Here is a 12,538-nt window from a genome sequence, read left to right as displayed (position 1 = left end):
GCCGCAAACTTTTAGTCTCATTGCTCTAAAGTTTTAATGAATGTAGTGGCACTAGCTCCTGGGTTATCAGTTTTCATAAAGTTTTCTCCTATTAAAAAACCTTGATAACCAAAGGGCTGTAATTCTTTTATAGCTTCTATACTACTGATGCCGCTTTCTGATACTTTTACAAAATCATTTGGAATTAATTTGCTTAAGTTTTTACTGGTTTCTAAACTAACATTAAAGGTTTTTAAATTCCTATTATTTACACCTAGCATGTCTAGACTTGGCATTACAGATTTATGTAATTCTTCTTCATTATGTACTTCTAATAACACATCAAGTTTTAAGCTTTTAGCAAACTCAGAAAATTGTTTTATTTCATCTCTTGATAGAATAGCTGCAATAAGCAGAATAACATCTGCACCGTAAGCTTTAGCTTCTAACATTTGATATTCGTCAATAATAAACTCCTTTCTTAATAGAGGTAGATTACAACTAGCTCTTGCGGTAAGTAAATCATCTAGTGAACCACCAAAGTATTTGCCGTCTGTTAAAACAGACATGCCGCAAACACCTGCATCTTGGTATCCTTTTGCTACGTCTTGCACATTTAAACTGTTGTTTATTACAGATTTTGATGGTGAACGACGTTTGTGTTCTGCAATAATTCCTGATTTACTGTTACGCAAATTGTTAGCAAGCGAAACAGTTTGTCTTTCAAATAAAACAGATTTTTCTAGTTGCGAAACAGGTATTAAACTTTTACGAAGCGCGACTTCTTTGCGTTTATCTATTGTTATTTTGTCTAGTATATTCATTATTTACTTAACTCAATCAATTTATCTAAGCTCATTTTTGCTTTGCCCGAAAACAAAGATTTTTTTGCTATTTCAAAGCCTTCTTGGTGTGAAATTTGTTTTGAAGTGGCAATAGCTAATCCTGCATTAGCACAAACCACGTTATTTTGGGCTTCGGTTCCTTTCCCACTAATTATATCAACAAAAATAGTTGCAGCATCTTTTACGGTATTTCCACCAAAAATAGCTTCTTGTTTAATTTTTGAAACGCCTAAATCTTCTGGTGAAAAAAGTTTTTCTGTATGATTTGAAATAATTTTTGCTTTTCCTGTTAATGATATTTCATCATAACCATCTAAAGCATAAACAATGTTATAATTATTAGCTGTGTTTTGAAATAAAAAACTATAAAGTCGTAAAACCTCTAGACTAAAAACGCCAAGTACATGATTTTTAGGAAACGAAGGATTAACCAATGGGCCTAACATATTAAAAAAGGTTTTAACTCCTAATTCTCTTCTTATAGGAGCTACGTTTTTCATAGCAGGATGAAACAATGGTGCATGTAAAATACATATGCCTGCTTGGTCTAAACAGCGTTTTAAAAAATCTTGGTTGTTTGAAAACTTTACACCTAAATGCTCCATAACATTTGATGAGCCAGATGTTGATGACACACCATAATTACCATGTTTGGAAACGTTTACTCCAGCACCTGCAGTAATAAAAGAAGATAGGGTTGAGATATTAAATGTGTTTTTACCATCGCCGCCAGTTCCAACAATATCTATAGCATTGAATTCGTCAAGGTTTATTGATACACAAAGTTCAAGTAGGGCATCTCTAAAGCCTTTTAATTCTTCTATTGTAATACTTCGCATCATGAAAACCGATAAAAAGCATGTTATTTGACTTGGGTTATACATATCGTTAGATATGTTTACGATAACCTGTTTAGCCTCTTCGCTTGAAATGGTTTCATGATTTATTAATCTATTAAGTATATCTTTCATTCTAACTAATAACTAATTATTAATCCAGTTTTCTAATATCTTTTTACCATCTGGTGTTAAAACAGATTCTGGATGGTATTGTACACCTCTTACATCATAGATTTTATGTCTTAAAGACATTACTTGTCCGTTGGCATCAAAAGAAGTAGCTTCCAAACTATCTGGTAAATTTGGATTTACTACCCAAGAATGGTAACGACCAACCTCAATGTTTTTATCTAAATCTTTAAAAATATATTCGTCATCAACACTAATAGTAACATTGGTAGCTACACCATGATAAACTTCGTCTAAATTGATAAGTGAACCTCCAAAAACTTCGCCTATAGCTTGTTGCCCAAGACAAACACCTAATATACTTTTTGATGAAGCATATCTTTCAATAATAGGTTTTAATAACCCAGCTTCATCAGGTATTCCAGGTCCTGGTGATAATACAATTTTATCAAAAGGCTTAATATCTTCTAATGCTAATTTGTCGTTTCTTACCACCGTTACATCACAATTTAAATCTTCTAAATAATGTACAAGATTGTATGTAAAACTGTCGTAATTATCTATAACTAATACTTTTTTCATGTTAAATATCTTCTGCTAATTTAATAGCTTTAGTTAATGCTCCTAGTTTATTATAAACTTCCTGTAACTCATTTTCTTGATTAGATTTTGAAACTAATCCAGCACCTGCTTGCCAATTTAGTTTGTAATCTTTACTTAAAAACGTACGAATCATAATGGCATGATTAAAATTACCATCAAAATCCATAAAACCAATGGCACCACCGTAAAAACTACGGCTTGTTTTTTCATATTGCTCAATTAATTGCATGGCTCTATGTTTTGGTGCGCCACTTAATGTACCAGCAGGAAACGTGTCTGCTACTACTTGCATAGTTGAGGTTTTGTCGTGCTTTTGTCCTGTAACTTTACTTACTAAATGTATAACGTGAGAGAAAAACTGAACTTCACGATACGTTACAACTTTTACACCACTACCATGCCTGCTTAAATCATTTCGGGCCAAATCAACAAGCATGACGTGTTCGGCATTTTCTTTGTCATCTTTTTTTAGCTTTTCTGCTAAAATTTCGTCTTTTTGTTCATCTCCGGTTCTTTTAAAAGTTCCAGCTATTGGATGAATTTCAGCTAAACCATCATCAACAATAAGTTGTGCCTCAGGCGAGCTTCCAAATATCTTAAAATCGCCATAATCAAAATAGAATAAGTAAGGCGAAGGGTTTATACTTCTTAAAGCACGATAAATATTAAATTCGTCGCCCGTAAATTCTTGAGAAAAACGTCTAGATAAAACTAATTGAAATACATCTCCACGTTGGCAATGCTTTCTTGCTACTTCAACATGTTCTCTAAACTCATCATCAGTTAAATTAGATTTAATATTACCTTTAGAGTTGAATTTATATGATGCAAAATTTTGAACATTAATTAATTTGTCAATAGTATCAATGTTGTTGGGTGTGTCTTCAAAACAATGAGCAAAAATATACGCTTCGTTTTTAAAGTGATTAATCGCTATTATGTTTTGATAAACTGCATAATACATGTCTGGAATGACTACAGAATCATCCTTTTTACTAATTTCTACATCTTCAAAATATCTTACAGCATCATAAGCTGTATATCCAAAAATACCATTATTAATGAATTTAAAATTTTCTTCAGATTTAGTATCAAAGCGCTTTGTGAATTTATGAATTTCATCAGCTACATTAATATCTTCTGTAATATCTAAAGAGGTTGTGCTTCCATCAGGAAAGGTTTCCGTAATCACTTCGTTTTCTACCTTAATTGTAGCAATAGGGTTAAAGCATATATATGAGAAGTTTTTGTGACTTCTATGATAATCGCCACTTTCTAATAAGATACTATTAGGATATTTATCGCGTATTTTATAATAAACAGTTACAGGTGTAATGGTATCTGTTAAAATACGTTTGTGATGTGTATAAAGACTAAATTTTTTCATTTTGTTTTATATAAAAAAAGGCTTGTCGTGAATGACAAGCCTTTTGAATATTTTAAGTTTTAAATATACTAGGGTTTTACTTCACGAATATTAGTTTCGAAAGCACCACCACCAAGTATTATTTAAAATTGTGTTCATTTTATTGTTTTAACTGGTTCAAATATAGAAATGAAAATAGTTATACACAAAACTTTGAAACATTTTTTACATAAAAGTTTGTTAAACTATAGGAAATGCAAAGAAGTATTAATTAATTTTATGCTTATGAAGTTAAATGTATTAATTGTTGCCATTCTTTTAATGGTAGGCTGTAAAGAAAAAAATAAAACAGCTAAAGTAGATAATCAAACTACAGAAAAAGTTGCCAAGAATGAAGATGTTTCAGGTGATATAGAACTTGAAATATATGATTATTTAGGCTTTGAAGATTTTTTAAATAAGAAAGATGATAAAACTTATGTCATTAATTTTTGGGCCACTTGGTGTGCACCGTGCGTAAAGGAGCTTCCTTTTTTTGAAAAGTTGAATGCAGATTATAAAAACAAAAATGTTGAAGTGATATTAGTAAGTTTAGATTTTCCGCATTTGTATGATAAAAAACTAAAACCTTTTATAAAAGAGAATAAACTAGCATCAAAAGTAATTGTATTGGATGATGCCGATATGAATACATGGATTCCTAAAGTTGATGAAAATTGGTCTGGTTCAATACCAGCTACCATAATATATAAGAATGATAAAAAACAGTTTTATGAACAATCATTCAATTATGAAGAATTAGAAAAAGAAGTTAAACAATTTTTAAATTAAAAATGAGATATGAAAAAGTTTGTCAAATTAGTGCCAGTCGCAATTCTTTTGCTTTTTATTAGTGCTTTTACTCTTAACAAAACCACACACAATGGGTATGAAATTGGAGATGTTGCCGAAGATTTTTCTTTAAAAAATATAGATGGTAATATGGTTTCTTTAGCAGATTATAAAGACGCTAAAGGTTTTATTGTAACATTTACTTGTAATACATGTCCGTTTGCGGTAATGTATGAAGACAGAGTACAAGCATTAAATGAAAAATATGCTGCAAAAGGCTACCCTGTAATTGCTATTATGCCAAACAATACAGATGTTAAACCAGGAGATGCTTTGCCAGAAATGAAAAAAAGAGCAGAAGAAAAAGGTTTTACTTTTCCTTATTTAATTGACGAAGGTCAAAAAGTTTACCCAAAATTTGGGGCAACAAAAACACCTCATATTTATATACTTGAAAAAACAAATAAAGGAAATATTGTTAAGTATATTGGAGCTATTGATGATAACCATAAAGATGCATCTGCAGTTAAAGTTAAGTTTGTAGAAAACGCTGTAGATGCCTTATTAAAAGGAGAAGAAGTTCAACAAAAGGAAACAAAAGCTATTGGTTGTTCTATTAAAGTTTAATCAATTATAAATTTAATATGAATCCGAGGTGTAATACTTCGGATTTTTTTTCGTCTATAAGTTTAGTTGTATTAATTTTGTGCAACATCAATATTTAAAAAATAACATGGAAGATTTAACACAAGAAGAATGGGTAGAGCAGCTAGCTAAAGATGATAATGCTGTAATACTGGATGTAAGAACAGATGCTGAAGTTGCAGAAGGAATTATTAAAAATGCCATTCATTTAGATATTTACAAAGGTCAAGAATTTATTAATGAAATTGAAGAGCTTGATAAAAGTAAAAATTACTATGTGTATTGTCGTTCTGGAAATAGAAGCGGAAAAGCATGTGAAATTATGGAACAATTAGGCTTTGAAAATGCTTACAACCTAGAAGGAGGTATGTTAGAGTGGACTGGTGATGTTGTAGATTTATAATAATTAAATATTATGAATCGATTATTTTTTTTAAGCTGTTTTATTTTTACAATTTTTATTGCGAGTTGCCAGTCAATTTCAAATGATAATTCTATAAAGTTAAGTCCAGAAGTATTTAAAGACTCTTTAAGTAATGCAAATATTCAACTAATAGATGTAAGGACACTTAAGGAGTTTCGTAGTGGTTATATAAGTAATGCACTAAATATCAATTACAACTCAGAAAAATTTACCGATAGTTTAGAGTTATTAGATACTAAAAAACCTGTTTATATTTATTGCCGTTCCGGTAAGCGAAGTGCTAGAAGTATTTCTATTTTTAAAGAATTAGGTTTTAATGAAATCTATGAATTAGAGGGTGGAATTATAAATTGGAGAAAAGCAGGATTAAAAGTAGAATCTAACTAATTTTTAAATTAAAAATTAAGGATCCAATAAATTATATTTAATAGAGCTGTTTTTGCTCTTTTAACTACTTTTTAAGTACTTCACCTTTTTTATTTTCTACACAGAAATAGTTTTCTTTTTTTTGTATTGAAATAGATCATTAAATTATCAAAATCTTAATTTTTTGGTTTATTTTTTAGAAATAATTGATTAATAGCATTTTAAATTATTTATAATATGGATAACGGTATCATCATATTAAGTATCATTGGCCTTTTGTTTTTGAGCATATACGGGTTTTCTTATCTTTCTGTTGCCAGAGAGAAAATGAAGCAAAAAAAGTATCAGCAACAAGAACTAGAAAAAGCAGAATTAAGACGTCAAGCTCGTATTAGAAATCAAGAATTTATTGATGAAAGAGTAAGAAAGTTTAATGAAAGAAAAGAAGAAATACAACATGAATTAATGTTGTTAAAAAAGATGAAAGAAAAGCAAAAAGTTGGTTAATTTTATCTTTTTTAAAAAAAGAAGCTCCTATAATATATATTGTAGGAGCTTCTTTTTATTTTTTTAATTTAGGCTAAAAGCCCTAAAGTTATACTTTTATTAGTATTAATTATATTATAATTGCAGACTTATTTGTATTTAGATAAGCTTCAGTTAAATAAGTCACTAACTAAATTGAAAGCAAGTTTTTATTTACGCTTCTTATTTAGGTGTTTATATATTGTATCTAAAAGTTTTTTGTCATCAAAAGGTTTAGCGATAACATCATTTACACCAGATTGTTTAAATAACTTTATATCATCTTTGTAAGCTCTTGTAGACAATACAATAATGGGTGTTTTTTTATATTCTTTTGAAAGGCTACGAACTGAGGCAGCTAAATTCATTGCAGAAAAACCTTGAATAGTATTTGCTAAAAGTATTAAATCTACATCTTCATTAATAATATTTGTTATTAACTCTTCTCCTTTTGAAATAATATTTAAGTAAAAATTATTTGTAGCAGCCAATGTTTTTAAAATAGTGAGTTGTATTAAATCTGAGTCTTCAACTAATAGGATATGGTATTTTTTTTCTAGACTAGGTAATTGCTTTTTTAGTAAAACTTTATTTATACTATGGCTTTCATAAGAAAGTTTAAAACTAAGGTTACAAGTAAAATTTGAACCTTTATTAATTTCACTTTCAACGTTAATACTGCCATTCATTTCAGTAATTAAATATTTTACTATTGCTAGCCCAAGTCCATTACCATTATCAATTTGAGTTTCAGATTCAATTTTTGTAAACCTTTCAAAAATGGAATCAATATTTTGTTTTTCTATACCACAACCTGTATCACAAACTTCAATGCGAATACTTGCTTTTTTTGCACGAATATAGTTTAGGGATATATTAAAATTAATGAACCCTTTATCTGTAAAAGATATAGCGTTGTTAAGAAGGTTGCCAATAATTTGTTTTAATCTATATTGGTCTCCTTTAATAAATTCAGGGAGAGCATCATCTATATTAAAATTAAATTCTAAGCCTTTTTTTACAGCTAATATTTTGTAGCCATCATTAATCTCTTTTAAAAGTTTTTTTAAATTAAAATCTTTTTCAATTAAAATTAACTTACCAGATTCAATTTTAGAAATATCTAAAATGTCTTCTATCCTGCTTTTTAAATCTTTATTTGCAGACTGAATTATATCAAGGTAGTTTTTCTGTTCAGAGCTTAAATCACTATTTATTAATAAATCACTAAATATTATTGAAGCCGTAATTGGGTTTCTTAATTGATGACTAAAATTAGCAATAAAATTGTTTTTAAATGTTTCCTTTTCTAGTAAGTACTCATTTTTTAATTCTAATATCTGAGAATTTATTATGGATTCATTTCTTGTTTGGGCAGTAAGTTGGTAGTTATTATAGTGGTTTGTTAAATTCTCTAGAATGATGAGGTTTTCATTGTTTTTATGAGAATGTATTGTAATGTCAACTACAAAAAGTTTGTCTTCAAAATCTAAATTAATACAAGTAAAATCGAAACTTTCATTTTCAATTTGTAATAGATTATTTAAAATTTCAAAAAATGGGTGAATGCTTTGTAGTTGTATATTAGCATCTATATGAAAAATAGCATCGTCAGTTTCTATAATTTTACCTGAATTGTCAACTAAAATGTATTGAAAATTATTTTTATAATATTTCTTTTTATATGCTTCTAGCATGGCTTTTAAATTAACTCTTTAGCTAATTTAGAAAAAAGTAATTCAACTCTACTACCAGTTTTAGCACTTACATAAAAATCGACAAGTGGTTTAAAAACATCGTTGTAATCAGATAAATATACTTTATTTACTAGATCCATTTTGTTTCCAACAACTTTAACTGGCGTATTCGGGAAGTTTTCTTTTAAATACGTTACTTCAGAATCTAGATTTTCGAAGGTAACAGGTCTAGATAAATCAAACACATAAATAAATCCATTAGTTCCTAGTAGATATGATGGTCTGGTGTTTTTTATATCATCTTGACCTTCTAAATCCCAAATAATTAACGAAACAGTTTCTTCTTCAGGTATTTCAATGTTTTTTTTGGAAATATGTACCCCAATGGTAACTTTGTAATCTTCTGTAAAAGCATTTTCAACAAAGCGTCTAATTAATGAAGTTTTGCCAACTCCAAAATGCCCTATTAAAACAATTTTTTTAGATATTGCCATTATTAAAGAATTCTTCTAATTTTTGATTTAGTATATTTTTGTTTTTTAAGATGTCAAATACTTTTTGTTTGCTGGTAAAATCCAGTATTTTATCTTCTAATTTATCTTTAAAAATAACATTATATGCACCAGATACTACTACAGCTATATAAAAAGAAGAGAAGTTTTGTAGATGTATATGATAATGGTCATATTCAATATATTGTAAATCTTGACTTTCTTCTTTAAAAGCATCTTCAACAAAACTTTTTATAGCGGTTAACATTCCAGCTACCATATCTTCATCAGCCATTTTGTTTTTTGAAATTTCAGCTAATAATAGTCCTGAGCCTTTTTCAATAATTATAACCTGTTCAATTTTGGTATTGGTTTGTTCTTGAATGATTAAATCAGATTCATTTATACCAGTAGTTTTCGATTTTGCTTTTCTAAAAAAGCGTTTAAAAGAAAAAGTGTTATTTACTTGATTGTTTATTCTTTCAGACAACAATTTCATCTCATGTTGTACATACCTTTTCACCATTTTTCCAAGGATAGGGAAAAGTGCTTCTACTACAGCATCTTTCGAGTTTGTAATTTCTTTCTTTAAAGCTTCTGTAATTGTAGGACCAAGTGATTTTGGGATTTCTTCAATAAATTCTTTTAACTTTTCATCAATTATAGGATCAACCTTTGTAGATAGGTTTTTCTTTTCATTAATGGTTTTCTCTAGAATTTTTATTTTTTTTTCAATAGATGAAGCAAACTCCCGCTCATCAGTAAGCAGAATATCTTTAATGATACTTAGTTTTTCATCTTGATTCATTAGTGTCGTAGGGTTTAATCACTAATTTTTTCTCCCAACTTAATAAAAAGTTCGCTAAGTAATTTACGGTTTACTTTTTTATCATCAAGATTGTCCATCTTATCATTCAAAGAATTTTCAAGATCAGAAATTCTAATATTTATATCTGTACTTAAAGTATCAATATTTTGTAAAAGCTCAGATTCAACTGTACTTATTAAATTTTGTAACTCTTCTTTTTTAGATAAAATATCTGCTTTTAAAGCTTCAAATTCAGAATTATAAGCTTGAATATTCTCACCAAAAATCAATTCTTTAATGGCGTCAATTTTTGAATTAGCATTATTAGAATTGCCATTCAAAGGTTCCTTAGTTTCTTCTTTTACTTGTTCTTTCATGATCAGGGTTATTAGCTATTAATACAAATGTAGTCTAAAAAACACAAAATTAAATGGATTTTTAATTTTTTTAGAATTAACCCGTTACAGGTTTAAATAATGGGCGTTTTAAATAAAAAGAGAACAGTTTTTCAAGTAATTTGAAAATTGTTCTCTTTTTATTGTGGAGTCGGAGAGAATCGAACTCTCGTCCAAACAAGTAACCAAAGAGCTTTCTACACGTTTATTCTATTCTTGGGTTTTCGATTATAAGCTGGTTACAGACAACCCACTTATAACTTAGCTTCTTAAGTTTCGTAAAAGCATCAAAGCACTACTTAAACTATATTGACATTTACGATGCCTCAAAATGGAACGCCGTCAATCAAGGCTTTCCGGAGACATAAAGCTTGTACACCTTGTGTACCTAGGCTAATTCTACTATAATTCGAATTATGCAGCTAAAGCGTAGTTATTCTCGCCGTTTAAAATTTGGTCTAGCCTTTAACGTGTATCAATGCCATTACACGACGTGCTTACCGTTCAATTAATCTCGCTGTCAAAACCAGTCGACCCCAATTTAAATGAAATAGTAATAATTATTATGGCGTTACCCAAAAGGGTCGGGCTCTCGGCAGTCGCTTTTTTGTGTTGCATAGGTGCAACAACACAAAAAGAGCTTCAACAAAGCCTCCATCCCTAACGCGGGCAGCAAAGTTATCAAAAAACTTTGTATACCACTTCAAAACTAGTACATTTAGTTCAAAATTTATACCAAAATAAATTTGTGTCAGTAAATAACTAGTCTATGAAATTCGCTATCATAAAAGAACGTAAAAACCCGCCAGATCGTCGTGTGGTGTTTTCACCAACTAAATTAGTACAAGCTAAAACCCAATTTCCCAACGCTACTTTTAAGGTGGAAAGCTCAGATATTCGTGTGTTTTCAGATCAAGAGTATAAAAATGCCGGGTTCGAGGTAAGCACTAATGTTTCAGATTGCGATGTCATGCTAGGCGTAAAAGAAGTTCCAATCGATGCCTTAATACCAAAAAAAAAATACTTTTTCTTCTCGCATACCATAAAAAAGCAACCCTATAACCGTAAGCTATTAAAAGCCGTATTAGAAAAAAATATAGAACTCTACGACCACGAAACTATAGTTAGCAATAAAGGCTTTCGCTTAATAGGTTTTGGGCGTTATGCAGGAATTGTTGGTGCTTACAACGGGTTTCGAGCTTGGGGTTTAAAATACAATACCTGGAATTTACCTAAAGCAGGCCCATTACCAAATCAAGCCGCATTAATAAACGAGCTCAATAATTTACAAATACCAAACATAAAAATACTATTAACCGGAAGCGGAAAAGTAGCAAACGGCGCTCAAGAAATGCTAGACGCCATGCACATTAAACGTGTTTCTGTGCAAGACTATTTAAATAAGACCTTTAACGAGCCTGTATACTGTAAAATCGATGTCTTAGATTATAATAAACGAATAGATGAAACTGCTGTAACGGATGTTTTCGATTTTTTTAATCACCCAGAAAAATATGAGTCAGATTTTATGCGATTTGCTAAAGTAACCCATTATTATATAGCTGGACACTTTTATGGCGATGGTGCACCATATCTGTATACTAGAAGCGATATAAAATCGGCAGATTTTAACATAAAAGTAGTAGCCGATATAAGTTGCGATGTCGATGGGCCAGTAGCAACAACACTAAAAGCATCAACCATTGCAGATCCTATTTATGGCTACGATCCAGACACCGAAACCGAAATAGATTTTAAAAACGACAATGCCATAACCGTAATGGCAGTCGATAATTTACCATGCGAACTTCCGCAAGATGCCAGCGAAGGTTTTGGCGAGATGTTTTTAAAACACGTTATTCCAGCCTTTTTTAATAACGATGCCGATGGCATTCTTAAACGTGCCAAAATTACCGAAAACGGAAAATTAACCGAGCGTTTTTCATATTTACAAGATTATGTTGATGGGTTGGAGTAAAACGTTTTAAAAGCCCAATTCCCGATCCATAAAAAAGTACCAAAAAGTATAGTAAATAACCAGGCTTCTTGGTGGTCAAATGGTTGTACGGCAATATTTAAAATATCAATAAACAAAACTTTAGGGTTACTTATAATTTCCCAAGAATTATAGCGTAAAAACCGACCTAAATACACGCCAAATCCTGAGAGGAAAATGGTTGTTGAGCTTATGTAGTTTGCCGTCTTTTTATTTGTTAGGTTTAGTAGCATGGTTTTCATGTCGTTAATAGACAAATAGAAAAGCATAATACCGGTTAATGCAAAGGCCACAATTACCAAAATATCCAACCATAGCAAATGGGTGGTACTTACTTTTAAATGTAGTAAATCGGTTATTATGTATGGCGCGTTGGGTAAAAAAAGCAGCCATATACAAAACCAAAGTATAAACACATATTTATTAAGCTTGGGAAGGCTTACTAAATATGTGGTTATGGCAAATGGTATAACGGCTAAAAATAAATTCCATACTAAAAACAAGTAGAAAAAAGAGTAGGTTAACTTCATTCTAATCATGAGTAAAAAAATGCTAAATAGTATGGAAATACTAACTAAAGCAAATGTTTTAAATCGGGA

Annotated in this window: 15 protein-coding genes and 1 other RNA gene; 6 read left to right on the top strand and 10 right to left on the bottom strand. The window is 30.0% G+C overall.

All coding sequences use genetic code 11. The features are described 5' to 3' along the window. Positions 1 to 17: 17 nt before the first annotated feature. The 4 genes from trpC to Q0842_RS13270 are packed head-to-tail and all read right to left on the bottom strand — an operon-like array spanning position 18 to position 3,782. On the bottom strand, positions 18 to 803 hold the full coding sequence (trpC, locus tag Q0842_RS13285; RefSeq protein WP_298498957.1) for an indole-3-glycerol phosphate synthase TrpC: 786 nt from the start codon (positions 801 to 803) through the stop codon (positions 18 to 20). Beyond that, positions 803 to 1,795, bottom strand: coding sequence for an anthranilate phosphoribosyltransferase (gene trpD / locus Q0842_RS13280; RefSeq protein WP_298498954.1), 993 nt, complete (start codon positions 1,793 to 1,795; stop codon positions 803 to 805). Before trpD ends, trpC begins: the two co-directional genes overlap by 1 nt. 12 nt (positions 1,796 to 1,807) lie before the next feature. Further along, the gene (locus Q0842_RS13275; RefSeq protein WP_298498951.1) at positions 1,808 to 2,374 is read right to left on the bottom strand and encodes an aminodeoxychorismate/anthranilate synthase component II; all 567 of its coding nucleotides are present in this window, start codon (positions 2,372 to 2,374) and stop codon (positions 1,808 to 1,810) included. A gap of 1 nt (position 2,375) precedes the next feature. After that, positions 2,376 to 3,782 (bottom strand): anthranilate synthase component I family protein, encoded by a 1,407-nt coding sequence (locus Q0842_RS13270; RefSeq protein ID WP_298498949.1) that lies wholly within the window; start codon positions 3,780 to 3,782, stop codon positions 2,376 to 2,378. Positions 3,783 to 4,046: 264 nt separating this feature from the next. Here Q0842_RS13270 and Q0842_RS13265 point away from each other — a divergent pair, with 264 nt between their 5' ends. From Q0842_RS13265 to Q0842_RS13245, 5 genes are all read left to right on the top strand, one after another. Continuing rightward, positions 4,047 to 4,592: a TlpA disulfide reductase family protein gene (locus Q0842_RS13265; RefSeq protein WP_298498946.1), complete on the top strand. Its 546-nt coding sequence runs from the start codon at positions 4,047 to 4,049 to the stop codon at positions 4,590 to 4,592. A 9-nt stretch (positions 4,593 to 4,601) separates the two neighbouring features. Continuing rightward, on the top strand, positions 4,602 to 5,219 hold the full coding sequence (locus tag Q0842_RS13260) for a thioredoxin family protein (RefSeq protein WP_298498943.1): 618 nt from the start codon (positions 4,602 to 4,604) through the stop codon (positions 5,217 to 5,219). A gap of 106 nt (positions 5,220 to 5,325) precedes the next feature. Then, the gene (locus tag Q0842_RS13255) at positions 5,326 to 5,640 is read left to right on the top strand and encodes a rhodanese-like domain-containing protein (protein ID WP_298498940.1); all 315 of its coding nucleotides are present in this window, start codon (positions 5,326 to 5,328) and stop codon (positions 5,638 to 5,640) included. 12 nt (positions 5,641 to 5,652) lie between these two features. Beyond that, a complete protein-coding gene (locus Q0842_RS13250) occupies positions 5,653 to 6,048 on the top strand; it encodes a rhodanese-like domain-containing protein (RefSeq protein WP_298498937.1) in 396 nt (131 codons plus the stop codon). A 216-nt stretch (positions 6,049 to 6,264) separates the two neighbouring features. Next, positions 6,265 to 6,534 (top strand): hypothetical protein, encoded by a 270-nt coding sequence (locus Q0842_RS13245; protein ID WP_298498934.1) that lies wholly within the window; start codon positions 6,265 to 6,267, stop codon positions 6,532 to 6,534. Between the two features lie 188 nt (positions 6,535 to 6,722). Here the strand turns inward: Q0842_RS13245 and Q0842_RS13240 are convergent, their stop codons facing one another. The 5 genes from Q0842_RS13240 to ssrA all read right to left on the bottom strand — a co-directional run bounded on the left by Q0842_RS13240 (position 6,723) and on the right by ssrA (position 10,481). Further along, positions 6,723 to 8,249, bottom strand: a complete 1,527-nt coding sequence (locus tag Q0842_RS13240) for an ATP-binding protein (protein WP_298498931.1) — start codon at positions 8,247 to 8,249, stop codon at positions 6,723 to 6,725. A gap of 5 nt (positions 8,250 to 8,254) precedes the next feature. Then, positions 8,255 to 8,743 (bottom strand): Rab family GTPase, encoded by a 489-nt coding sequence (locus tag Q0842_RS13235; RefSeq protein WP_298498928.1) that lies wholly within the window; start codon positions 8,741 to 8,743, stop codon positions 8,255 to 8,257. After that, positions 8,730 to 9,548, bottom strand: a complete 819-nt coding sequence (locus tag Q0842_RS13230; RefSeq protein WP_298498925.1) for a cell envelope biogenesis protein OmpA — start codon at positions 9,546 to 9,548, stop codon at positions 8,730 to 8,732. Before Q0842_RS13230 ends, Q0842_RS13235 begins: the two co-directional genes overlap by 14 nt. 14 nt (positions 9,549 to 9,562) lie before the next feature. Beyond that, the gene (locus tag Q0842_RS13225) at positions 9,563 to 9,925 is read right to left on the bottom strand and encodes a fructose 1,6-bisphosphatase (protein ID WP_298498922.1); all 363 of its coding nucleotides are present in this window, start codon (positions 9,923 to 9,925) and stop codon (positions 9,563 to 9,565) included. A gap of 161 nt (positions 9,926 to 10,086) precedes the next feature. Beyond that, positions 10,087 to 10,481, bottom strand: a transfer-messenger RNA (tmRNA) gene (gene ssrA / locus Q0842_RS13220). 231 nt (positions 10,482 to 10,712) lie between these two features. On the opposite strand from ssrA, the gene Q0842_RS13215 reads away from it, so the two are divergent. Beyond that, positions 10,713 to 11,921, top strand: a complete 1,209-nt coding sequence (locus tag Q0842_RS13215; RefSeq protein WP_298498919.1) for an NAD(P)-dependent oxidoreductase — start codon at positions 10,713 to 10,715, stop codon at positions 11,919 to 11,921. On the opposite strand, the gene Q0842_RS13210 is transcribed toward Q0842_RS13215, so the two are convergent. Further along, on the bottom strand, positions 11,900 to 12,469 hold the full coding sequence (locus Q0842_RS13210; protein ID WP_298498916.1) for a DUF1361 domain-containing protein: 570 nt from the start codon (positions 12,467 to 12,469) through the stop codon (positions 11,900 to 11,902). The genes Q0842_RS13215 and Q0842_RS13210 overlap by 22 nt on opposite strands. Positions 12,470 to 12,538: the final 69 nt, after the last annotated feature.

It is taken from the genome of uncultured Algibacter sp., assembly GCF_947495675.1.
Taxonomy (GTDB): Bacteria; Bacteroidota; Bacteroidia; order Flavobacteriales; family Flavobacteriaceae; genus Algibacter_B.
Note: the sequence above shows the minus strand (reverse complement) of the source record. Positions and strands in the feature narration are given on the sequence as shown.